At 52.4% G+C, this 24,403-nt stretch carries 18 protein-coding genes; 7 read left to right on the top strand and 11 right to left on the bottom strand.

Translation table 11 applies throughout. The annotated features are described in order from the left end of the window. Positions 1–37: 37 nt before the first annotated feature. Positions 38–406, bottom strand: coding sequence for a hypothetical protein (locus tag UNDKW_RS03795; RefSeq protein ID WP_232063226.1), 369 nt, complete (start codon positions 404–406; stop codon positions 38–40). A gap of 461 nt (positions 407–867) precedes the next feature. On the opposite strand from UNDKW_RS03795, the gene UNDKW_RS03790 reads away from it, so the two are divergent. Genes UNDKW_RS03790 through UNDKW_RS03775 form a run of 4 tightly spaced genes read left to right on the top strand, consistent with a single transcriptional unit; the run spans position 868 to position 9,924 of the window. Continuing rightward, positions 868–2,214: an MdtA/MuxA family multidrug efflux RND transporter periplasmic adaptor subunit gene (locus UNDKW_RS03790; RefSeq protein ID WP_162057653.1), complete on the top strand. Its 1,347-nt coding sequence runs from the start codon at positions 868–870 to the stop codon at positions 2,212–2,214. A gap of 33 nt (positions 2,215–2,247) precedes the next feature. Next, positions 2,248–5,352: an MdtB/MuxB family multidrug efflux RND transporter permease subunit gene (locus UNDKW_RS03785; RefSeq protein ID WP_162061747.1), complete on the top strand. Its 3,105-nt coding sequence runs from the start codon at positions 2,248–2,250 to the stop codon at positions 5,350–5,352. A 4-nt stretch (positions 5,353–5,356) separates the two neighbouring features. Next, the gene (locus tag UNDKW_RS03780) at positions 5,357–8,470 is read left to right on the top strand and encodes a multidrug efflux RND transporter permease subunit (RefSeq protein ID WP_162057652.1); all 3,114 of its coding nucleotides are present in this window, start codon (positions 5,357–5,359) and stop codon (positions 8,468–8,470) included. 8 nt (positions 8,471–8,478) lie between these two features. Then, entirely contained in the window at positions 8,479–9,924 is a 1,446-nt protein-coding gene (locus UNDKW_RS03775) for an efflux transporter outer membrane subunit (RefSeq protein WP_162057651.1), read from the top strand. Positions 9,925–9,928: 4 nt separating this feature from the next. Here the strand turns inward: UNDKW_RS03775 and UNDKW_RS03770 are convergent, their stop codons facing one another. Beyond that, positions 9,929–10,819, bottom strand: coding sequence for a dienelactone hydrolase family protein (locus UNDKW_RS03770; RefSeq protein WP_162057650.1), 891 nt, complete (start codon positions 10,817–10,819; stop codon positions 9,929–9,931). A gap of 445 nt (positions 10,820–11,264) precedes the next feature. Here UNDKW_RS03770 and UNDKW_RS03765 point away from each other — a divergent pair, with 445 nt between their 5' ends. Then, entirely contained in the window at positions 11,265–12,077 is an 813-nt protein-coding gene (locus UNDKW_RS03765) for a phosphate/phosphite/phosphonate ABC transporter substrate-binding protein (protein WP_162057649.1), read from the top strand. A 71-nt stretch (positions 12,078–12,148) separates the two neighbouring features. Here UNDKW_RS03765 and UNDKW_RS03760 read toward each other — a convergent pair whose 3' ends face one another. The 4 genes from UNDKW_RS03760 to UNDKW_RS31030 form a co-directional block, all read right to left on the bottom strand. Beyond that, positions 12,149–13,672, bottom strand: a complete 1,524-nt coding sequence (locus tag UNDKW_RS03760; protein WP_162057648.1) for an acyl--CoA ligase — start codon at positions 13,670–13,672, stop codon at positions 12,149–12,151. 100 nt (positions 13,673–13,772) lie between these two features. Then, positions 13,773–14,771 carry a 2-dehydropantoate 2-reductase gene (locus UNDKW_RS03755; protein ID WP_162057647.1) on the bottom strand — a complete coding sequence of 333 codons (999 nt, stop codon included), beginning with the start codon at positions 14,769–14,771 and terminating at the stop codon, positions 13,773–13,775. After that, on the bottom strand, positions 14,768–15,211 hold the full coding sequence (locus UNDKW_RS31035; protein ID WP_370529121.1) for a fumarylacetoacetate hydrolase family protein: 444 nt from the start codon (positions 15,209–15,211) through the stop codon (positions 14,768–14,770). The genes UNDKW_RS03755 and UNDKW_RS31035 overlap by 4 nt, the downstream gene beginning before the upstream one ends. Next, the gene (locus UNDKW_RS31030) at positions 15,187–15,555 is read right to left on the bottom strand and encodes an Rv2993c-like domain-containing protein (RefSeq protein ID WP_370529078.1); all 369 of its coding nucleotides are present in this window, start codon (positions 15,553–15,555) and stop codon (positions 15,187–15,189) included. The genes UNDKW_RS31035 and UNDKW_RS31030 overlap by 25 nt, the downstream gene beginning before the upstream one ends. 206 nt (positions 15,556–15,761) lie before the next feature. On the opposite strand from UNDKW_RS31030, the gene oxlT reads away from it, so the two are divergent. Further along, positions 15,762–17,042, top strand: a complete 1,281-nt coding sequence (gene oxlT / locus UNDKW_RS03745) for an oxalate/formate MFS antiporter (protein ID WP_162057646.1) — start codon at positions 15,762–15,764, stop codon at positions 17,040–17,042. Positions 17,043–17,120: 78 nt separating this feature from the next. On the opposite strand, the gene UNDKW_RS03740 is transcribed toward oxlT, so the two are convergent. Continuing rightward, positions 17,121–17,846 (bottom strand): ABC transporter substrate-binding protein, encoded by a 726-nt coding sequence (locus UNDKW_RS03740; protein WP_162057645.1) that lies wholly within the window; start codon positions 17,844–17,846, stop codon positions 17,121–17,123. A gap of 135 nt (positions 17,847–17,981) precedes the next feature. Between UNDKW_RS03740 and UNDKW_RS03735 the strand changes: the two genes are divergently transcribed. Beyond that, positions 17,982–18,733 (top strand): IS5 family transposase gene (locus UNDKW_RS03735; protein WP_370529077.1). Its coding sequence is split into 2 segments (ribosomal slippage): positions 17,982–18,312 and positions 18,312–18,733, totalling 753 coding nucleotides; the frame shifts between segments, so codons are not numbered across the junction. A gap of 130 nt (positions 18,734–18,863) precedes the next feature. Here UNDKW_RS03735 and UNDKW_RS03730 read toward each other — a convergent pair. The 4 genes from UNDKW_RS03730 to UNDKW_RS03715 form a co-directional block, all read right to left on the bottom strand. Next, positions 18,864–19,640 carry an enoyl-CoA hydratase gene (locus UNDKW_RS03730; protein ID WP_162057644.1) on the bottom strand — a complete coding sequence of 259 codons (777 nt, stop codon included), beginning with the start codon at positions 19,638–19,640 and terminating at the stop codon, positions 18,864–18,866. 29 nt (positions 19,641–19,669) lie between these two features. Beyond that, positions 19,670–20,542: an alpha/beta fold hydrolase gene (locus UNDKW_RS03725; RefSeq protein ID WP_162057643.1), complete on the bottom strand. Its 873-nt coding sequence runs from the start codon at positions 20,540–20,542 to the stop codon at positions 19,670–19,672. 85 nt (positions 20,543–20,627) lie between these two features. Then, complete coding sequence (locus UNDKW_RS03720; protein ID WP_162057642.1) at positions 20,628–21,824, bottom strand: acetyl-CoA C-acyltransferase; 1,197 nt, start codon at positions 21,822–21,824, stop codon at positions 20,628–20,630. A gap of 180 nt (positions 21,825–22,004) precedes the next feature. Beyond that, the gene (locus tag UNDKW_RS03715) at positions 22,005–24,392 is read right to left on the bottom strand and encodes a 3-hydroxyacyl-CoA dehydrogenase/enoyl-CoA hydratase family protein (protein ID WP_162057641.1); all 2,388 of its coding nucleotides are present in this window, start codon (positions 24,390–24,392) and stop codon (positions 22,005–22,007) included. Between the last annotated feature and the right edge of the window lie 11 nt (positions 24,393–24,403).

Genomic DNA, 24,403 nt, shown 5'->3' with positions numbered 1-24,403 from the left:
ATTGTATCGAAAAAAAATCCTTCAACAGCCGAAAAGTTCATGATTCTGGATGTTCTTTCTTGAAGCGCTGGTTCGCCTCATCCAGATGCTGGATCAGCACATGGGAAATGATATTGACCCCAATGCCGCCAAACATGGCAGGCACGAGATACAGCGCCAGTGAAATCTCGGAAACGAATATCGTATCGTCGGCCAGTGAGGGCGACAGTTTTGCAGCAGCTGAGAGTACCTTGAGAAAATACACATCCATGCCTGCAATGGCAACCAGGGCAAATCCAAATATCAGGGTAGTTTTTTTTGAGATGGCTTTTTTCAATATGAGGTAGCTGTAAATGCCGAAAGGCATGACTATCGAAGCTATCATCATGAGCCAAAACTTCAATTCTGAAAATATCGTGTTTTCCACGCATGCATCCTTAAAACTGATAATAAGCAAACGCTTACCTGCTACCTCGAAATATTATTAACCTAATGCATGCCCGCGCAAGTAACGTATTCTCTCAGTTTCGTAACGAATTGAATTCCGCCTTGAATTGAATCCCTGTTTTCCGATAGTATAGTTTCAACTAGAACTTATTTCTTGAGAGAATGATCAAGATTTGCGGGTGACGCGCTGTTCAGTTTCTTGCGGGATTGCATGTGCATCTGTATGAATCCCCCAGGCCAGACTATCGTTGACATTGCTGTATGTATAGGCAATTATTGAGATGGCCTCACCGTTCCTGCAATATTGCTCCTGCTGCAAACACCTGTTCTGCGCTATCACTTTTTTCATCAGTACCAGGCGCGAAAAATTCTCTGCAAGATACACCTGGATACCAATTAATTTGCTATTCGTTTCAGTACCGACAGTGTGAAGGCATGAAGATGACATCAAGAATCGTCAATTGGAAAACGGCTGTTGCCGTATTGATCCTTATTGCAGTAGCGGCAGGTGGCTGGTGGTATTACCACCGCACAAATGCCAGTTCACCAGCAGATGCAAGCAATGCCCCCTCAGGAAATTCAGGTAAGCGAGGCGGTGGACGTGATGCAGGCAACAGGGTGCAGCCAGTGTCCGTCGTGCCTGCGCAAAAGCGTGACATACGCCTCATCGTCACGGCGATAGGCAATATTGCTGCCGCCAACACCGCTGTTGTGCGCACCAAGGCAGATGGCGAACTCAAGGCGATTTATTTCAAGGAAGGCCAGCCTGTGCAGGCCGGGCAGTTGCTGGCACAGATAGATCCCAAGCCTTTTCAAATTGCCTTGTCACTGGCTCAGGGTACCCTGGCGCGTGACCAGGCGCAGTTGAAAAATGCAGAACTGGATTTGCAACGCTATCGCGAGCTCGTCGAAAAACAGGCCGCCCCCAAGCAGCAAATGGATACGCAAGAAGCGCTGGTGCAGCAACTGCACGGAACCATCCTGTCTGACCAGGCCTCAGTAGATAATGCCAAACTGCAGTTGAGTTATACCCGCGTAATCGCCCCCATCTCTGGCCTGGCTGGCTTGAAACAGGCTGACCTCGGCAATATCGTGCATAGCTCGGACACCAATGGCCTGGTATCAATTACGCAAACCCAGCCGGTTGCCATCGTATTTGCGATACCCGATGTACGCCTCGATAAATTACGCCAGCAAATGAAGAATGATGTGCCTTTGCGGGTAGAAGCATGGGACAGGGAGCAAAAAAATATCCTGGCAGAAGGCAGTGTCGCCAATACCGATAACGGCATAGATTTGACGACAGGCACAATCAAGGTCAAGGCCCTGTTCCCGAACAAGGACAATGGTCTGTTCCCCAACCAGTTTGTGAATGTACGCCTGCAACTCGATACCATGAAAGATGCGCTGGCGGTGCCCGTTGCCTCGGTACAGCGCGGCACGGTAGGCAATTTTGTGTATGTCGTCGGTGAAGGAGGTGTAGTTACGTTGAAGCCTGTCACTACACTGGCCACCGATGGTGACTGGGTGGCCGTCAAGGCTGAACTCAGGCCAGGTGACCAATTGGTGACCGATGGCGCAGACCGTTTGCGCGATGGCGGCAAGGTGGAAGTCATCGCGGCATCAGCCAGGCCTGGCGGCGGTGATGAACCTCGCGGCGGTGGTGGCAAACGACGCAAGGGAGGCGGCGCTTCTGCTTCCGGGTCTGCGTCGGCACCGGTACCTGCTTCAGCGCCAGCAGCGGCATCAGCTCCCGCCCCTTCCTCCGCAGCAGAAATCAGGAAATAAGGGCGATCAGCTCATCATCAAACCATGGCTACCCTGAACCCCTCACGTCTGTTTATTGAAAGACCGGTCGCAACTTCGCTGATGATGCTGGCGATTTTGCTGGCCGGTTTGCTGGCTTACCGCCTGTTACCTATCGCGGCCTTGCCGGAAGTTGATTACCCCACTATACAGGTGACCACGCTTTATCCGGGTGCCAGCCCGGATGTCATGACCTCGTCGGTCACGGCACCGCTGGAACGCCAGTTTGGACAAATGCCGGGCCTGGCGCAAATGTCATCGACCAGTTCTGGTGGTGCCTCTGTGATCACCCTGCGGTTCGAGTTGAGCTTGTCGCTCGACGTTGCCGAGCAAGAAGTGCAGGCCGCCATCAATGCAGGCAGTAATCTGTTGCCCAGTGATTTGCCGATGCCACCGGTATATAGCAAGGTCAACCCTGCGGATGCGCCGGTATTGACGATCGCGGTTTCATCGACCACGCTGCCAGTGATACGCATACATGATCTGGTCGAGAGCCGTCTGGCACAAAAAATCTCGCAAGTGCGTGGCGTCGGCCTGGTCAGTATTGCGGGCGGGCGCAGGCCTGCTGTCAGGATACAGGCCAACCCTACAGCACTGGCCAATCTTGGCCTCTCACTGGATGATTTGCGCACTGCCATAGGCAGCGCCAATGTCAACCAGGCCAAGGGCAGCTTTGATGGCCCGCTGCGCGCCTCGACGATTGATGCGAATGATCAGATGAAAAGCGCGGCAGAATATGCCAACCTGATCTTCGCCTACAAGAACGGCAACCCCATACGCCTGCGTGATGTTGCCACGATGGTCGATGATGCCGAGAACATGCGCCTGGCAGCATGGGCAGACAAGGCCCCGGCTGTTATTCTCAATGTACAGCGCCAGCCTGGCGCGAATGTGATACAGACAGTAGATCGTGTGAAGGCCTTGCTGCCCAGTCTGCAGGCTGCCATGCCTGGCTCTGTCGATGTGCGGGTACTGAGTGACAGAACCACTACCATACGCGCTTCTGTCGATGATGTGGAAATCGAATTGCTGCTGGCCATAGGCCTGGTGGTATTCGTGATCTTCGTTTTCTTGCGCAGTGTGCCAGCTACCATCATCCCCAGTGTTGCCGTTCCCTTGTCGCTGATAGGCACGTTTGGTGTCATGTACATGATAGGTTTTTCCCTGAATAACCTGACGCTGATGGCGCTCGTCATATCAACGGGCTTTGTGGTTGATGATGCGATTGTCATGATAGAAAACATCGCCCGTTATGTCGAAGAAGGCGAATCGCCGATGGCAGCAGCTTTGAAGGGATCGCAGCAAATCGGCTTCACCATCATTTCTCTCACCGTTTCCCTGATTGCAGTATTGATACCACTGCTGTTCATGGGCGACGTGGTGGGCCGCCTGTTTCATGAATTTGCGATTACGCTGGCTGTCTCGATATTGATTTCTGCCTTTGTGTCCCTGACCCTGACACCCATGATGTGCGCCCGTCTTTTGCATCATGAAAAAGAAGAAGACTTTGGCCCCGTCAAGCGTGCCGTGGGCCGCATGTTTGACCAGACCATTGCAGGCTATGGCCGCATGCTGACGTGGGTATTGGACAGGCAAAAAACCACCATGCTGGTGTTTGTGGCGACACTGGCTCTGACTGGTTTGCTGTACATCTTTGTCCCCAAGGGTTTCTTTCCTGTCCAGGACACCGGTCAGATACAGGCCATTACCGAGGCAGCGCAATCTACTTCATTCGCTGCCATGGCTGAACACCAGCAAGAGCTAGCCAGCGTTATCCTGACTGATCCGGCGGTGGAAAGTGTGTCATCTTTCATCGGCGTGGATGGCGCAAATGCCACCCTGAATGCAGGCCGCATGCTGATCGTGCTGAAACCGCTGAATGTACGCGTGATCTCTGCTACCCAGATTGCCAGACGCCTGACTGAGCTGACGCGCAAGGTGCCGGGCATCGCCATCTATATGCAGGCAGTGCAGGACCTGACCATAGAAGACAGGATAGCCAAAACGCAGTACCAGTTCATGCTGAGTTCACCCGATATTGCTGAACTGTCACGCGCTACCTCTGCCCTGCTCGAACGCTTGCGCAAGCTGCCGCAACTGGCCGATGTCGCCAGTGACCAGCAAGAGCTGGGCCTGCAAGCCTATGTAGATATAGACAGGGATGCCGCAGGCCGCTTTGGCGTCAGTGTCGCAGCGATAGACAACTCGCTCTACAACGCCTTTGGCCAGCGCCTGATCTCGACGATTTTTACCCAAAGTAACCAGTACCGCGTGGTGCTCGAAGTAGCACCACAATATAAAGTGGGTATGGATGCGCTGAATAACCTGTATGTACCGGGTACGAATGGCGTACAGGTGCCGCTGTCTTCTGTCGCCAGAGTGGTGGAAAGGATAGCACCACTGGCAGTCAACCATGCGGCGCAATTCCCTGCCGCGACGATTTCCTTCAACCTTGCCCAGGGTGCGGCACTGGGTGATGCTGTCAATGCGATAAAGGCAGAAGAAGCCGCCTTGCATTTGCCCATCAGCGTGGAAACCAGCTTCCAGGGTGCTGCACTGGCTTTCCAGGCATCCTTGTCCAGCACACTCTTGCTGATACTGGCTGCGATAGTCACCATGTATATCGTGCTGGGTGTTTTGTATGAAAGCTATATACACCCACTGACCATACTTTCGACCTTGCCCTCGGCAGGCCTGGGAGCCTTGCTGGCCTTGCTGGTATTCAGGCTGGACCTGGGTATCATCGCCATCATCGGTATTGTGTTGCTGATCGGTATCGTCAAGAAGAACGCCATCATGATGATCGATTTTGCACTGTATGCACAGCGTGAAGAAGGCCTGAACCCGCGCGAAGCCATCCACAAGGCTTGCCTGCTGCGCTTCCGCCCTATTTTGATGACGACCATGGCAGCCTTGCTGGGTGCGCTGCCACTGATGCTGGGTTCTGGCGTGGGCAGTGAATTGCGTCACCCTCTGGGTGTGGTCATGGTCGGTGGGCTGATCGTCAGCCAGTTGCTGACGCTGTTCACAACGCCAGTGATTTATCTTGGTTTCACGGCGCTGGCCAGCAGGTTTACCCGCAAGCCAGATTCAGAAACTGCAACAGAACCTGCGGCGTGAGCAGATGAATCTTTCCCGCCCCTTCATAGAACGCCCGGTCGGCACTGCACTCATTACCTTGGGTGTGGCGCTGGCGGGTGTCATCGCGTACTTTTTGCTGCCTATCGCGCCGTTGCCGCAGGTCGAGTTTCCTACCATCTCGGTCAATGCCTCACTGCCGGGTGCCAGCCCGGATACCATGGCAGCCACAGTCGCGACACCGCTGGAACGTGCGCTTGGCAGCATTGCCGGGGTAAATGAGATCACCTCCTCTTCATCATTGGGAAGTTCGCGCATTACGCTGCAGTTCGACATGAGCCGGGACATTGATGGCGCAGCACGCGATGTGCAGGCTGGCATCAATGCCGCGCGCGCCATGCTGCCGTCCGGCATGCCCAGTAACCCGACTTACCGCAAAGTCAACCCTGCAGATGCGCCAGTGATGATCATCGCATTGACATCCAAGACACTGACACGCGGCCAGATGTATGATGCCGCCTCTACCGTACTGGCACAGCGCCTGTCCCAGGTCGATGGCATAGGCCAGGTCACCATAGGTGGCGGTGCATTGCCAGCAGTGCGCATAGAGGTAGATCCCAACAAGCTGGCAGCGAATGGTATTTCACTGGAAAATGTGCGCGCCACGGTGGTAGCCAGCAATGCCAACCGCCCCAAGGGTTCGGTCGAAGACCAGCAGCATTACTGGCAGCTCAGCGCCAATGATCAGTCTTATAAAGCTGAGCAATATGCACCGCTGATCATCAGCTATGCCAATGGTGCGGCACTGCGCCTGCGCGACGTCGCTGAAGTGGTCGATAGCGTACAGGACGTGCGCAATTACGGCATGGCGAACGGTACACCAGCGATCCTGCTGATACTGAACAAGGCACCTGGTGCCAACATCATCAAGACTGTCGATACCATCCGCGCCTTGCTGCCGCAATTGCGCGCTTCCATCGCACCGGCCATTGATGTGAATGTCGTCATGGACAGGACGCCAACCATACGCGCGTCCATCACTGAAGTGCAGCGTACACTGGCGATTGCCTTTGGCCTGGTCATCGTCGTGGTGTTCGCGTTCTTACGCAATTTCCGTGCTGCCTTGTTGCCTGCGGTGGCGGTGCCGGTTTCACTGGCTGGCACTTTCGGCGTCATGTATTTGCTCGGTTACAGCATAGACAATCTCTCGCTCATGGCCATGACGGTGGCAACCGGTTTTGTAGTGGATGATGCGATCGTCGTGCTGGAAAATATTTCGCGGCATATAGAACGCGGCAAGACACCGATGGAAGCGGCTTTGCAGGGTGCGCGCGAAATTGGCTTTACAGTCGTCTCCATCAGCCTGTCATTGATTGCCGCCTTCATCCCCATCCTGGCGATGGGTGGCATAGTCGGGCGCTTGTTCCGTGAGTTTGCGGTGGTGTTGTCGGTCTCCATCCTGGTATCCATGCTGGTATCTCTGACCACCACGCCCATGATGGCAGCGGCCCTGTTGCGGCCTGTGGAAAAAACCAAGGCACCGGGTAAATTCTCACGCGCACTTTCCCGCTTCCAGCGTGGCCTGATGCGTGGTTACCGCCGCAGCCTGCGCTGGACCTTGCGGCATCAGCCCTTGACCTTGCTTGTACTGGCTGGCGTGATTGCCCTGAATGTGTCGCTGTACATCACCATCTCCAAAGGATTTTTCCCGCAACAGGATACAGGCTTGATGATGGGTGGCGTACAGGCTGACCAGGCCAGCTCTTTCACCTCAATGCAAGAGAAACTCAATGCCTTCAGCAAAATTGTGCTGGCCGACCCTGCGGTGGCCAATGCGACAGGCTTTACCGGTGGTGGCCAGCGCAATAGCGCGAACATGTTTATCTCACTCAAGCCCAGGACTGAGCGTGAAGAGAGTGTGGACCAGGTCATCAACCGCCTGCGCGGCAAGCTCGCCCATTTGCCGGGGGCCAATCTGTTTTTGTCGCCGGTACAGGATATACGCATTGGTGGCCGGCAAAGTAACGCCGCCTGGCAATATGCCTTGCAGGCAGATGACCTGACCGACCTGCGCACCTGGGAACCACGCATACGCAAGGCCTTGTCGCAACTGCCTGAACTGGCTGATCTGAACAGCGACCAGCAAGACAAGGGCATACAAACTTCACTGGTGATAGACCGCGATGCAGTAGCCAGGCTGGGTTTGACCGTCAGCGCCATCGACAGCACACTCAACGATGCCTTTGGGCAGCGCCAGATAGGTGTCATCTATAACCCGCTGAATCAATACCGCGTGGTGATGGAACTGGCACCTGCTTATCTGCAAAGCCCCGAGAGTTTGAAGAGCCTGTATGTCACTACCTCCAAAGGTGTGCGCATACCCCTGGCCAGCGTGGCAAAGGTAGAGACCACCAATACACCTCTGGCTGTCAATCACCAGAGCGGTTCACCAGCCAGCACCATCAGCTTCAACCTGGCACCGGATGTCGCATTGTCGCAGGCGGTGGATGCGATCAATGACACCATCGCCAAACTGGGGGTACCGATATCCGTGCATGGCAGCTTCCAGGGTACGGCGCAGGCTTTCCAGTCCTCCTTGAGCAGTCAGCCTCTACTGGTGCTGGCCGCCATTATCACTATCTACCTGGTGCTGGGCATGCTGTATGAAAGCCTGATCCATCCGCTGACCATACTCTCAACTCTTCCCTCGGCAGGCATCGGTGCCTTGCTGGCGCTGATGTTGTTCAAGACTGATTTTTCCATCATCGCCCTGATCGGTGTGGTACTGCTGATAGGCATCGTCAAGAAGAATGCCATCATGATGATCGATTTTGCGATTTCTGCACAACATGCGGCAAACAGCCGTGGCAGCAGCGTGACTGCCGGTGCGGCAATTTACCGCGCCAGCCTGCTGCGCCTGCGCCCTATCCTGATGACTACCCTGGCAGCCATCTTTGGTGCCGTGCCACTGGCACTGGGCACAGGTGATGGTGCTGAGTTGCGCCAACCGCTGGGCATAGCCATTGTCGGCGGCCTGTTGTTAAGCCAGTTGCTGACTTTGTATACCACGCCTGTCGTGTTTGTCTGCATGGACAGATTACGTCGCAAGAAAAAACCAGTAAAAGCAGTAGCGAGCGCTGGCGCTTTGGATACTGCATGAGAGCGATTATGAAAAAAAATATTAACTTGCGTCCTGTATCTTTTCCAAGCTCATCTGTTCCTCGCTTGGCTGTGCTGACATTGGTACTGTTATTATCTGCCTGCGCACAGACCAAGGCACCACCTCCGGCCACTGTCCCGCTGACCGCAGAATTCAAGGAAGCCAGCTACTGGAAATCAGCGCAAGCCACACGCGCCAGTTCAGACGCTGTAGTGTCAGAATCCTGGTGGGAAATGTTCAATGATCCTGTACTCAATGAACTGCAACAAAAGCTATTGCTGGGGAATGAGAACCTGAAATCAGCCGCCGCCCAGATCGCCAACGCCAAGGCGGTATTCAAAGCCAGTCAGTCTGCATTGTGGCCAACGGTATCACTGAATGCGGGCGGCACGCGCAGTGGCAACCCTGGTTCAGGCCAGAATGGCCGCACTACCAGCAATAGTTATTCACTGGCCGTCGATACTTCGTGGGAAATTGATTTATGGGGCAGGTTGTCGAAAGCCACCGACGTGGCAAACGCCAGCCTGCAAGCCAGCCGTGATGACTATGATGCTGCACGCCTGTCTGCCCAGGCGACACTCGCACAAACCTATTTTGCCATGCGCGTGGCCGAGGCCCAGCAAGCCATATTGCAAAGAACCACAGCCTCCAATCAACGCAGCCTGGAATTGACCGAGGCCAGGTACAAGGCCGGTGTCGCTGGGCAAAGCGATGTCTTGCAAGCCAAAATACAAGTGACGACCGGCCAGGTGCAATTGAAAGACGCCGTGGCACAAAGAGCGCAACTCGAACATGCGATTGCCGTGCTGCTGGGCGTAACGCCGGCAGCCCTGAATATCAACAATACGGCTACCTTGCCAGCAGCGCCAGCCGTGCCAGTGCTGATCCCGGCAACCTTGCTGGAACGCCGACCAGATATCGCTGCGGCTGAACGCAAGCTGGTAGCGGCTTATGCCCAGATAGGCATCAAGGATGCAGCTTTCTTCCCTGACATCAGCTTGTCGGCCAATGCGGGTTACCGCAGTTCTTCCCTGAGTAAATTAATCGATGCGCCTAACCTGGTCTGGTCGCTGGGGCCTTCGCTATTGCTGTCTGTTTTTGATGGCGGTGCACGTCAGTTGGCCAGTGACCAGGCTCGCGCAACAGCAGATATCGCCGCCTCCACTTATCGCCAGACGGTACTGACTTCATTGCAGGAAGTGGAAGACAATCTGGTCGTGCTGGGACAGCTGGATGCAGAGTTGCAATGGCAGACAGAAGCCTTGCAAGCCGCCCAGCGCAACCTTGAAATCACGCAGGAACAATACAAGGCAGGTACCGTCAGTTACCTGAATGTAGTCACATCACAGAATGCTGCCTTGTCGAGCGAATCCAATTTGCTGTCAATACGCAACCGCCAGCTTGCAGCTACTAATATCTTGTTGAAAAATATCGGTGGTCGCTGGCAAAAATGATACGTCAGGCTCTTAAATTGGTCTTAAGAAAATCAAGAGTGCGCTGCCATGCCAGCGTTGCAGCAGCCTGGTCATAACGTGGCGTTGTGTCATTATTAAAACCATGCTGGGCACCCGCATAAACAAAAGCCTGGTATTTGACACCAGCCTTATTCAGTGCAGTCTCATACTTTGGCCATCCGGCATTGACACGTTCATCGACCCCGGCGTAATGGATGAGTAGAGGGGCTTTGATTTTTGCGGCATCCTCCTCTGTTGGTTGTCCACCATAGAAAGGGACAGCACCAGCAAGATCGGGAATTCTGGTCGCGAGGAAATTGGAAATACTACCGCCATAGCAAAAACCAACGACACCAACCTTGCCATTCCCTTCTGGCAGTTTTTTCAGGATAGCTGCGGCCTCTATAAAATCAGCACGTGTCCTGGTCTGATCAAGTTTGGGGAAGAGTTCGCGGGCTTTTTCTTCATCACCGGGGTAACCGCCCAAGGGTGCCAAAGCATCTGGCGCAAAGGCGACAAAGCCTTCCAGTGCCAGACGGCGGGCGATGTCTTCTATGTGCGGGTTCAGGCCACGGTTTTCATGCACGACCAGCACCGTAGGCAATTTGCCTTTCGCATCTGTTGGCGTGACAAGATACGCGCGCAAAGTGCCATAACCCTGTGGCGAAGGATATTCAACATAGCGCGCCTGTATGCGCGCATCCGTCTTGGGCACTTGTTGTGCTTGGGCAAAATTGGGACTTAACTGCTGGAGCAATACCTCTGCTGTTACCGCACCTACGGCAAACTTACTGGCTGACTGCAGAAAACCGCGCCTGTCGATTTGTCCATGGACATACTGGTCAAACAGTTGCAATACTTCTGGCTTGAAATCATCTGAGGTTTGACGGACCATCTCATTCTCCTGAGTGATATTAATTTTGTCGGGCTTACTTGAATAGGGGCAACTGGCATGGCAGTCAGAGCCTGACGTGACTATGTTGGCAGTCGCTAAAGCCTTTTCATCATATTACTGATTTCACATCGACGCATTGGCATCTTTTCCATTGCCGCATATTGTATAGCCACTTCGAGCTCATTTTTAGCAATATGCCAAGTGAACTCACACAACACCAAGATCAAACTTTAAACTGCAGAACACCTGTCATCGGCAAATACAGCCGGCGGTGAAACCGCACTCCATTTCTTTCTCAAGAAAACTCTCGCCAATTCAAATGCTTGAGATCATTTCGGTAATCTTTGATCTTCTGCCGAAATTCCAGGAAAAGTTGCGCGTTTATTCAATTCAATTTCAATACTAGCAATTACTTGCTTTCAATCATCTTTTTTGGATTTCATCCATGCTTTCCCTACGTGTTTTTCTCCTGATTTCTTTTACCCTCACGGCACAGGCAAGCAGTGCGCAGGATTGGGTACTCGCGGTCAATGAAGGTGTGACCTATCAGGATGGCAGCCCCATCTCTGAACGTTATAAGCCGCTGGTGGATTTGCTGGAGAAAGAACTCAAGCATGTGGTCAAGGTGCAGGCTGTGAACAGATACAGCAATTTTGAAGCAGGTCTGGATGCTGAGCGTTATGACCTGGTATTCATTCACACTGCCCATATAGGCCTGCGCGCAGTCAAGAGCGGCAAGTATGTCGGTCTGGTCAGCGCCAAAGACTATACTGACTATCGTGCCCGTGTGTTCATCAAGAGAGATTCTGCAGTAAAAACCATTGCTGACCTGCGCGACAAAAAAATTGGGGTGCCATCGTTGGAATCCATCACGACTGTCATGTTCATCGCCAACCTGACTGAACTGGGCTTTCGTGACCCGGCTTCACGTTTTAGCGCTACCCGTTTCCAGGATGCTGTGCCCTTCATGGTGGAGAATGGCTTTGTTGAAGCTGGCGTAACAGCATCTGGTGCAGTCATCAAAGACTGGGTTGCCAAAGGTGGCCGTGTGATAGGCGAAACCAAACCTGTCCCTATCAAGCAATTCCTGGCATCAAGAAGATTGACGAATGAGCAGCGTGAAAAAGTACAAAACCTGTTGCTCAAGCTTAGTGAAAATGATGCTGGTAAAGCAGCCTTAAAAGGCATCAACATGAAAGGCTTTGTACCTTGGGACAGTGCCGTGATGGCAGATGCCACCAAACGACTTGGCCTGTAAATAAATGGACGCAAGCAAAAGGGGCGCAGATCAGATCTGCGCCCCTTTTGCTTGTGCATCCAAACTACTTTTTACAGACCCAGCTTGGCCGCCAGACCTATGCGCTGCAATTTTCCGGTCGCGCCCTTGGGTATTTCTTCCAGAAATAAAATCTTACGCGGTATCTTGAAATCCGCCAGACGCACGGCGGCAAATTCACGCAATTCTTTTTCTGTGGCGCTTGTGCCTTCACGCAGTACCACGGCAGCGCCTACTTCTTCACCCAGCTTTTCGTGGGGGATGCCAAAGGTGACGACCTGTTGTACCGCAGGATGATCCATGAGGATTTCATCAACCTCACGCGGAGAAATTTTTTCACCGCCACGGCTGATGATTTCCTTCAGGCGGCCAGTGATGCTGAGATAACCATCCACATCCATGATGCCCTGGTCACCGGTACGGAACCAGCCATTGGTGTAGGCTTCTGCGTTGGCTTTGGGATTATTCTCATAGCCTGCCGTCACATTCGGGCCACGGATAACGATTTCACCTGTCAGGCCACGTTCCAGCAAATTGCCTTCTGTATCCATGATGGCGACTTCAGGGCCGGCGGCAATGCCGACTGAACCAGGTATGCGCCTGGCAGGTGGCAACGGGTTACTGGCCATCTGGTGTGCTGCCTCAGTCATGCCATAGGCTTCAATCAAAGGCGTTTTGAAAGCAGCTTCAAGCTCGCTGATCACTTGTGGTGGCATGGATGATGAAGAGGAGCGTATGAAGCGCAAAGGATTGGCCGCAATCACCTCATGATTTTGTGCTGCCCGCGCAACGATGGTCTGGTGCATGGTCGGTACGGCGGTATACCAGGTAGGCTTGGCCTCAGTCATCCAGCCAAAGAATTTGAGGGCATTAAAACCTGGTGTGCAAAAGATGCTGCTACCAGCAGACAAGGGTGCCAGCAAACCCGCGATCAGGCCGTGGATATGGAACAGCGGCATGATATTGAGGCCACGGTCAGCCGCAGTCAATTGCAGGTTGTCACGCACGTTGCAGCCAGAGGCGCAGATGTTGATGTTCGACAGTGGCACGATCTTGGGGCGTGAGGTAGTGCCTGAGGTATGCAGGATCAAGCCTATATCTTCAGGCGCAGCGGGGCCAGGTGTAAAGGATGCACTGGCAGGCTGAGGGTTGACCTGGGTCAGTGTGAATGCACCCGCGCCTTCTTCACAGGGTGTCAGTTCCAGTACCTGTATCTTCAGCTTGTCGGCGATGGCCAGAGCAGGTGAAGTACTGCCCTTCTCTACCACCAGCGCTTTTGCCTTGAGGTCAGACAGATAAAATTCAAATTCGTCAGCACGGTAAGCAGGGTTCAGCGGTGCAGCAGTGGCGGCAGCAGCGATGCTGACAAAGGCGCTGGCCATTTCCGGGCCATTCGGCAGGACAATGGCAACCCTGTCCTGGCGGCCTATGCCAAAGCTGTTCAGCGCAGCCAGGGTCTTTTGCTGGTTGGCGCGCAGGCCACGGTAGGTCAGGGGTTTGGCATCAGGTGCCTGCAATGCGATGGCATCGTCAGCGCCGACGGCGAGTAGTTCGACGAGTGTAGAAAATCTTTGCATGATTGCTTTCTAAGATAAAAAGTAAATCCTTTGATGCAGTACAGTTCAGTCGCTGACTTCTTCTGTTTATTTCTTTTGCTTACTGACTACTGCTTATTAACTATTGAATACGCAGTTTGCCATTTTGTTCCTGCACTGTACGTGCCAGCAGCGCAGTCAATGCATACACTGCTTCTATATTTGGCGTAGGCGTTTCAGTGATCCTGCCCATTTCTATGACGGTACCGACCAGCGCCTCAAGTTCTATGGAGCGGCCAGCTTCAATATCCTGCAACATGGAAGTCTTGTGTTTGCCGACAGCGGCGGCACCGGCGATACGCTTGTCTATGCTGACCTTGAAATTCACACCCAGCTTTTCGCCTATCGCCTGGCCTTCACGCATCATGCGCGCGACCAGTTCACGTACAGGTGCAAATTCGCAGATATCTACCAGTGTCGCATGTGTCAATGCACTGATAGGGTTGAAGCTCAGGTTACCCCAGAGCTTGAGCCAGATTTCTGAACGGATGTCGGACGAGATCGGGGCCTTGAAACCAGCTACACGCAAAGCATCCGCCAGCTCAAGTATGCGTGGCGTATCGCTGCCATCAATTTCACCGAGTGAAAAACGGTTGCCTTCTATATGCTTGATGACGCCAGGCGCAATGATTTCACAAGCAGGGTAAATGATGCAGCCTATGACTTTGTCGATGTCTATGTGGGCAGTTACCACACCACCAGGATCAACTGCTTCTACCCTGCGCCCTTCGTAGTCACCGCCATGTTTTTGGAAATACCACCAGGGCACACCGTTCTGCGCTGTCACGACGATGGATTCTGGACCCAGCAAGGCAGGTATGTCGGCAGCCACTGCCGCAACCTGATGCGCCTTCATGCCAAGGATGACGACATCCTGCACCGGCAAATCGGCAATACGGTCAGTAGCGAAGATATTTGCCACATGTTCGCTGCCATCATCCATGATCAGTTTCATGCCGTTTTCACGCACGGCCTGCAAGTTGGCACCGCGTATCACCACACTGACCTTATGCCCAGCCTGCGCAAGTTTTACTGCCAGGTAGCCGCCAATCGCACCTGCACCCACTACCGCTATCTTCATATATTTTTATCCTCAAGACTGTCAAAACTATTGCGCAAACTGCCTATGCCATCTATCACAACTTCTACCACCTGGCCGCTACGCAGGGGGCCTGCGCCTGTCGAAGTACCACAGGCAATGACATCGCCCGCAAATAATGTCATCTCGCGTGAAATCATGCTGACGATCTGTGCCGGGGTAAAGATCATATCGCGGCAGGAATAATTTTGCCGCTCCTTGCCGTTTAACAATGTCTTGACCGTCAACGTTTGTGCGTCCAGCCCGGTAGCAATCACAGGCCCGAACACACCAAAGCTGTCGCAACTCTTGGCCCTGCACCACTGAGCGAAGCTGGCATCACGTTGCAATAATTCCAATGCTGTCACATCATTGACACAGGTGTAGCCGAAAATACTGGCAGAGGCCACCTCCTCACTCACGTTGCAGCAAGTCTTGCCGATGACGATGCCGAGTTCACCTTCGTACAGGATTTTGCCTTCATATGCGGGGGGCGTTTGATGATGCCATCGTGCGGCAGGTAGGAGTTGGAAGTCTTGATGAAGTACAAAGGCTCGTCAGGAATGGCCTGGCCCTGTTTGTCTGCCAGCTCGTGATAATTATTCCACAGACCTATCATTTTTGAAGCCTGGCTGGGTGTGAGCAGACGCACTTCACTCAGTGCCAGTGTCTGTCCTGTGGGTATGGGATTCGTAAATAAATCTCCTTCGCAGACGGTGATGATGCCAGCTTCAAGGCTACCAAAGCCAGACTGATTTTCATGTTCAAAGCGTAACCAATGTGTCATATCAATAAGGTAGGGAGCGAATTTGAATTCTTAACAAATAAGCATATGCTAAAGGTATTTTTATCAAATAGCTTTAAATGTCTTATGATAATCTAGTCGAATCGGCTAGCAAATTCGACAAAATTTTTTGCATATGATTCTGTATCTCCAGTGTGACCCAGCATTGCTTCTATTCACCTCTCAGATTCTGATTAAAGGACAGGCGCATGGCTCCGGAAATATCCCTCAAGCCAGAACTACCTCTGGTAGCAACCGCCTCGCAGTACCGCTGGCTGCAATTATTGCTAGGCATCATCTGCATGGCGATGATCGCCAATCTGCAATACGGCTGGACCTTGTTTGTTGATCCCCTCGATCAAAAATACCATTGGGGCCGCAAAGCCATACAGGTTGCATTTTTCATCTTTGTGCTGACAGAAACCTGGCTGGTGCCGGTAGAAGGCTACCTGGTTGATAAATTCGGTCCCCGCCCTGTCGTGATGGTCGGTGGTTTGCTGATAGGCGTGGCCTGGATCATGAACTCCTATGCTGATTCCCTGACGATACTGTATCTCGCTGCAGCAATCGGCGGTATTGGCGCTGGTGCTGTATATGGCACCTGCGTGGGCAATGCGCTCAAATGGTTCCCTGACCGCCGTGGGCTGGCAGCGGGCCTGACCGCCGCCGGATTTGGCATGGGGTCGGCGCTGACCATCATCCCTATTTCAGCCATGATCAAGAACAGTGGCTATGAATCAGCCTTCCTGTATTTTGGTCTGGGCCAGGGCTTGGTGGTATTCTTGCTGTCCTTCTTGTTGAGCACGCCAAAGACTGCTCCGACTACCGCAGCACCAGCAGCACGTGTCAGCCAGACCAAGGTAGATTTCACCTGGAAGCAAATGATCAAGACACCAGTGTTCTGGGTCATGTATTTGATGTTCGTCATGATGGCTGCTGGCGGCCTGGTTGCGACAGCACAACTGGCTCCTATTGCCAAGGATTTCAAAATTGCTGAAATTCCTGTATCACTGATAGGCTTCACCTTGCCTGCCCTGACCTTTGCCCTGTCACTGGACCGTATTTTCAACGGCGTCACCCGCCCTTTCTTTGGCTGGGTATCCGATAATATCGGTCGTGAAAACACCATGTTCATTGCCTTTTCCATGGAAGCGGTAGGCATACTGGCGCTGAGCATTTTTGGTAAAGACCCTGTCCTTTTCGTCTTGCTGACTGGCCTGGTATTTTTTGGCTGGGGTGAAATCTACAGCCTCTTCCCTTCCACTTGCGGCGACACCTTTGGCAGTAAATTTGCCGCAACCAATGCTGGACTACTCTACACCGCCAAGGGTACGGCATCGCTGCTGGTGCCACTGTCTGTATATGTAGTAGAAGCCTATAAAGGCTGGCACGAAGTGTTCTACATCGCCGCAGGTTTGAATGCTCTGGCCGCCATCATGGCGCTGGCCGTACTCAAGCCTATGCGTGCCCGCATGCGTAATTTGCAGTGAACCTGCATCATTACTGAAAAAACGCAGCAAAGTTTTCTTTACTGCGTTTTTTTAATCTGAAAGACACTATCATCCTGCCTAATTCCCACGCTGTATCTCTGCGAGTACAGCATGTTGTATGCCCTCAATGGTCTTGTCCTTTTGCATCTTCTGTAAAACCTCAGTCAAGGCAGGTACCAGCGCTGCATGTTTCTTGTTAAGGTAATGAAATACCGGGAAAGTCGCCAGAGGAGGCGTGAGCACGGTGATATCTGTCTGCTTCATCTCATCCAGCACAGCCTGGCCAGAGATGCGGTTGGATACGACAATATCAGAGCGCCCCAGCAGCATCTTTTGAAATGCCTGGCGCACTGTGGGAGCTGATTCCAGCTTCATCCCTGTCGTGTTTTGTTCAATGATCTTGATGCCTTTGACAAAGCCTATCGTATAAGGCCGCAGGCTCTCCCAGCCGCTGACAACAAAATTGGTGCCATTAGTAAAGATAACAATTTCATACGTCAATAAAGGAACTGGAACAATGACCAGGTTGGGATAATCCCTGTCCATGCCCAGCTTGCGGTACAGCTCGGCATCCATTTCACCATTATTGGCACTGCGCAAAGAACGTTCACCTGGCAGATAGTGGATATTCATGCTCATGCCCAGCTTGCGGTAAGCAATCTCCATGATTCTCTCTGCTATCTTTGTGGCCGGGTCTTTTTCTATCAACGTGGAAATTTGCAACAGCTTGCTGTCTTGTGACAAGGCAAGGCTTGGCAATAAACCCGACAAGCAGGCAAGTTGCAATAAAGTTCTACGCTGCATGGCTAAAATCCCCAACTACAAACAAATTCCATGGCTTCAGCATAAAACTAGGGCGTGTTGACATATCTATTTTGCATGAGGGCTGTTAACTTTTCCGAAAATGTGTTTACATCCTTGAATTTGGGCGAATCAAGGATGTCGAGAATGTTGTTGCGTGACGATCAATGGGCAAGAATAGAGAGGCTGTTGCCTGGACGAACAGGAGGCGGAGGCAGGGCTGGTGGAAATGACAGGCTGTTTATTGAAGCAGTGTTGTGGATAGCCCGCACAGGTAGTCCGTGGCGAGATTTGCCGGTTGAGTTTGGCTACTGGAACACGGTCTATACGCGCTTTGCGCGGTGGTCTGAACGAGATTGTTGGCAAAGTATTTTTTCTGTGTTGCGAGAAGAAGCTGATTTTGAAGAGGTGTACCTTGATAGCACAGTGGTGAGAGCACACCAACACGCAGCGGGCGCAGCCAAAAAAAAGGAGAGCAAGCTCTTGGCCGTTCTCGCGGGGGATTGACTACTAAAATTCATGTATGTGTGGAAGGCTTGGGGCAAGCAGCCCGTTTCCTGCTTACTGGGGGTCATTGTCATGATGTGACGCAAGCAGAGGCATTACTCAAAGACCTACAGCCAGGAGCAGTACTGGCAGACAAAGCTTATGATGCCAATGCTTTGATTGCGCGCATTCAAGAGAGAAATGCGAAGGTTGTGATCCCGTCAAAATCGAACCGGAAAGAGCCAAGAGAAATTGATGCTTTTCAGTATCGCAACCGCAATGTAATCGAACGTTTTTTTGCGAGAATCAAACAATTCAGACGAATTGCAACACGCTATGATAAGTTGGCTTCTCGCTTCGCCTCATTCTTCGCTATTGTTGCTTCTTTTGAATGGCTAAAATGATATGTCACATCATTTATATCATCCATATTGAAATACAAAAAGCCTGGCTTTCAAGCAGGCTTTTCCGACATTTGGCAATCTGACTTTTGCGGCAGGCAATCGGTCAGCAAAATTTGAGACCGACTATCGTTTAATTGAACTGACTAAAGTCTGGCTTCCTCTTTTGGAAAAAAGCCATGAACGCTTCTTTCGCTTCGGGTGCATTCAACATCGCTGAGAAGTACTTGTTTTCTTCTGTCATCTTGGTGCTGATGGCAGCTGGCTGGCTGCCTTTCATCAGACGCTTGGTGGCACGTATGGATGCAGCTGGTAATGCCACGAGTTTGGCGGCCTGTTGCTGGGCGTAAGGCAGCAGTTCTTCCAGAGGCAGGACTTTATTGACAAAGCCGATTTCAAAGGCTTCGGCAGCGCTGAAGGCTTCGCCGAGCATCAGTTTCTCTGCGGCGCGTTGATAGCCAACGATTTGCTGGAATATCATGCTGGAGGCAAATTCAGGGCACAGGCCAAGCTGGGTGAATGGCATGGACAATTTGGCATTATCAGCCAGGTAAATCATGTCGCAATGCATGAGCAGCGTGGTGCCTATGCCGACAGCGGCGCCGGAGACTGCGGCTATTACTGGCTTGCCTGATTCATTCAAGGCTTGCATGAATTGATAGACCGGTGGCACGGCGTCTGGCTCGGCCAGGCTGCGGGCGTTTTTCATGAAGTCTTCAAGATCATTGCCGGCGGTGAAAATTTCTGGCTTGCCGGTGATGAGGATGGCGCGTACGGCCACGTCTGTTTCTGCATCGCGCAGTGCGTCTGCCATGGCCTGGTACATGGCCTGGGTGATGGCGTTTTTCTTTTCTGGACGATTGAAGTTGATCGTCAAAATACCATTTTCTTTGTGGGTCAGGATATCCATTATTGTTGTCTCTTAATGTCAGGTATTGATCAGGTAGATTGTGGTGCAGTAGTCAGCCATTGTAAGGCTTGCTGCCAAAGTGTGTTGCGGAACTGTGGGCGGAAAAAGCCAAAATGTCCTATGCGTCTGGCATCAACGTCTTTGGGATTGATATAACGGCGTTCAACCCTGGCATTGCTGTAGTAGTCATGCATGCTGTCTATGCTGCGGCGGCTCATCATTTCATCGTCAGTAAAGCTCATGCACAATATGGGCTTGTGGATTTTATGGTGACCGGTTTGCATGGGGCTACCATCTTTTTTCACAAAATATTCAGGGCTGCGGCACCAGCGTGACCATTGATAAATCACCCCCTTGGGCAAATCACCGACCTTGCGCATTTTTTTACCGGGGAAATAACCCCAGATACGGGTATACAAAGGCACGAGGAAATACCACATGAGCCAGACAAAGCGTTTCAATTGCGGTGAATTATCGCGCCAGTAGCCACTACCGCAACCGACTGTCAGCATGCCATCAATGAGATGGTTGTCTGGTACCAGGCCAGGCAGTTGCCCGCCAAGCGAGTGGCCGACGATGAGCAGAGGTACATCCGTTTGCCATTCCTTGGCAGTCTTGAGGGCGGCATTGTAATCACGCTCTGCCCAGACCAGGATGTCGGCATCAAAGCCACGTAATGAATTACGATATTGCTCAGGTATGGATTCGCCCATGCCGCGGTAATCAAAACTCAAAACAGCTATGCCATTCTCCGCCAAAAACTCAGCGAAAGGCTCGTAGAAATTTTGTTTCACACCCATGGCAGCCGGCATGACGACGACTGATTTTATTGCGCCTGTGGGTGTGAATTTTTTAGCTGTCAGCGCAGTGCCATCTGCAGTAATAATTTGTACCGTCTCCATCACATCTCCTTCAAACTCGGCTCCTTAAAAAAAACCGCGCAGAAAATACAGTCTGCGCGGTTCATTTTTTGTTCAGGCAAGCAGCTTACATGCGTTCAAAAATACCTGCTGCGCCCATACCTGTACCTACGCACATGGTGACCATGCCGTATTTCAGGTTGTTGCGATGTAGTGCATGTATCGTCGTTGCAGAACGGATCGCACCAGTTGCACCCAGTGGGTGGCCGAGGGCAATCGCGCCGCCCATAGGGTTGACCTTGGCTGGGTCCAGGCCCAGATCTTGTACCACGGCCAGGGATTGTGCAGCAAAAGCTTCATTCAATTCAAACCAGTCGATCTGGTCTTGCGTGATGCCAGCGGCACGGCATGCTGCCGGGATGGCTTCTTTAGGACCTATGCCCATGATTTCTGGTGGTACGCCGCGTACTGCAAAAGAAGCGAAACGTGCCAGTGGTGTCAGGTTGAATTCTTTCAGGATTTTTTCGCTGACCAGGATCAGGGCACCAGCGCCGTCGGAAGTTTGTGAGCTGTTACCTGCAGTGACGCTGCCTTTGGCGGCGAACACAGGTTTCAGTTTTGCCAGGCCTTCGATGGAAGTATCTGGACGTGCGCCTTCGTCACGGCTGACGGTACGGGTTTTCAGTTCGATTTCGCCAGTTGCCAGGTTAGGCACACGGTCGATGATATCGACAGAAGTAGTCTCAGCATCAAAGTAGCCAGCGTTTTGCGCGGCGATGGCACGTTGGTGCGACTGCAGGGCAAATGCATCCTGTGCTTCACGGGATACTTTCCATTGCTGGGCTACTTTTTCTGCTGTCAGACCCATGCCGTAGGCCATGCCTACGTTTTCATCTTTCAGGATAGCCATGTTCATTGATGGGTTGCTACCCATCATAGGCACCATGGACATGGATTCGACACCACCGGCGATCATCACGTCAGCCTGGCCAACACGGATGCGGTCTGCCGCCATCGCAACAGCAGTGATGCCGGATGCGCAATAACGGTTAATGGTGACGCCACCGATAGTGTTAGGCAAACCTGCCAGCAAGATACCCATACGTGCCAGGTTCAGGCCTTGTGCGCCTTCAGGGAAAGAACAACCAATGATGGCATCTTCAGCCAGTTTAGGATCAAGATTAGGCACTTGCGCAAAAGCAGATTGCAGTACGCGCACCAGCAAGTCATCAGGGCGGGTGTTACGGAACATGCCGCGACCAGATTTGCCGATCGGGGTACGGGTAGCAGAGACGATGTAGGCGTCTTGGAGTTGTTTAGTCATTTTTGATTACCTCAATTCGTTAAGGTCAGCTCAGGCTTACTCTTCAAAAACCCCTCACCACAGAGGCACAGAGACACAGAGGAAAAACGGAGAAAATCAAAACAACAGGGTGTTCTCTGTGCCATCTCTGTGTCTCCGTGTCTCTGTGTCCAAAGGTTTTTGGTCTGTAAGCTTTTCTATTTAGTTACGGACTGGCTTGCCAGTTTGCATCATGCCCATAATGCGCTCTTGTGTTTTTGGATGATTCAGCAATTCCATAAACGCTTTGCGCTCCATGTCGAGCAGCCATTGCTCGCTGACCAGGCTGCCATTATCGATGTCACCGCCGCAAACCACTTCGGCAATCATTTTGCCGAGTTTGAAGTCATGTGCAGAGATGAAGCCACCATCACGCATATTGATCAGTTGGGCAGCGATCGTGGCAATACCATGACGGCCAGTGACTGGCACCAGCTTGCGCAGTGGTGCGCGGTAACCGGCATCAAACATGGCGCGTGCTTCGACCTTGGCAACGTGCAGCAATTCGTAAGGGTTGAAGACGATCACGTCATCCGCAGACAAATAACCCATCTTCTGTGCTTCCAGCGCAGATTTGGAGACGGCGGCTGTGGCTGCGTTGGTGAAGTAATTTTTCAGGAACTGCAGCAAATCTGTGCCTTTGGCATCTGCCGCTGCACGTACTGCTGCTTCTTTCAAACCACCACCGCCAGGAACCAGGCCTACGCCCACTTCTACCAGACCGATGTAAGACTCGATGGATGCCACGCGTTTTGCTGCGTGCATCATCAATTCGCAACCACCACCGAGTGCCAGACCGGATACGGCAGCAACTACAGGGATATTGGCATATTTCAAAGCCTGATGTGCATCTTGCAGGCGGGAGATTGCTGGCTCGATTGCCTTGACACCACCGGACATGAATAAAGGCAGCATGGCTTGCAAGTCAGCACCCGCAGAGAAGGCACCGCCGTCAGCCGCATCTGCACTCCAGATGACCAGACCCTTGAAGTTTTTCTCGGCTTCAGCGATGGCTTTTTCCATGCCTTCGATGACGCCTGGGCCAATCACATGCATCTTGGTTTTCAGTGACAGGACCAGTACGTCGTCATTCTGATGCCAGATACGGACGGATTCATCTTCAAAGAAAGTCGTGCCGGCATTTGCACCTGTTGCCGCGCCTGTACCCAGTACTGGTGCACGGAAGGCCTGGCGATCGTACACTGCGAGAGTGGAACGTGGTGAGTAGCTAGCACTGGCTGATGACCATGAGCCTTCGGCGGTATGAACACCGGTGCGGCCATCAAATACCCAGGCTGGCAGCGGTGCATTGCACAGTGCCTTGCCTGCGTCGATATCTTCCTTGACCCAGCCTGCCACTTCTTGCCAGCCAGATGCCTGCCATGTTTCAAACGGGCCTACATTCCAGCCAAAGCCCCAGCGCATCGCAAAGTCGATGTCGCGTGCATTGTCGGCTATCGTTGCGCCATGCACAGCGATGTAATGGAAGGCATCACGGAAAATCGCCCACAGGAACTGTGCCTGTACATTGGTCGATTCACGCAGGGTTTTCATTTTCTTGACCGGGTCTTTTTCTTTCAGCATGCGGGCGACGACGTCGTCAGCCTTGGCGCCGCCAGTCACATATTGTGCTGTCGCGAAGTCCAGACGCTGGATGTCCTTGCCGACTTTTTTGTAGAAACCGGCACCGGATTTTTGACCCAAAGCACCTGCAGCGACCAGTTTGGCCAGCACTTCAGGTGTTTTATAGACAGCGAAGAAAGGATCATCAGACAGATTGTCTTGCATGGTCTTGATGACATGGCCCATGGTATCGAGACCAACCACGTCAGCAGTACGGAAAGTACCGGAAGAAGCACGGCCCAGTTTTTTGCCTGTCAGGTCATCGACGACATCGACGGTCAGACCAAATTTTTCTGCTTCATAAATCGTTGCCAGCATGCCGAAGATACCGACGCGGTTGGCGATGAAGTTAGGTGTGTCTTTGGCGCGCACTACGCCTTTACCCAGGGATGTCGTCAGGAAGCCTTCGAGCTGGTCGATGATTTCTGGACGGGTTGCAACGGTAGGAATCAATTCCACCAAGTGCATATAGCGCGGTGGGTTGAAGAAATGCACGCCGCAGAAACGGGCTTTCAGTTCTGCATCAAAGCCGTCAGACAGGGCTGTGATGGACAGGCCGGAAGTGTTGGATGCGAAAATCGCATTTGGTGCAATGTGCGGAGACACCTTTTTGTACAGATCATGTTTCCAGTCCATGCGTTCTGCAATGGCTTCAATGATCAGGTCGCAACCGGCCAGCACGTCGAGATTGTCTTCGTAATTGGCGACTTCGATCAAAGCGGCGTCATCCTTGTTGCCCAGTGGCGCAGGATTCAACTTTTTCAGGTTCTCGATAGCGCGCAGGACGATGCCGTTTTTTGGGCCTTCCTTGGCTGGCAGATCAAACAGGACTACAGGTATCTTTGCATTGATACAGTGAGCAGCAATTTGCGCACCCATCACGCCAGCGCCAAGAACGGCGACTTTTTTAACGATGAAATTGGTCATTTTTAACCTCA

Source organism: Undibacterium sp. KW1 (assembly GCF_009937955.1).
In the GTDB taxonomy this organism is placed as follows: Bacteria; Pseudomonadota; Gammaproteobacteria; order Burkholderiales; family Burkholderiaceae_D; genus Undibacterium.
Note: the sequence above shows the minus strand (reverse complement) of the source record. Positions and strands in the feature narration are given on the sequence as shown.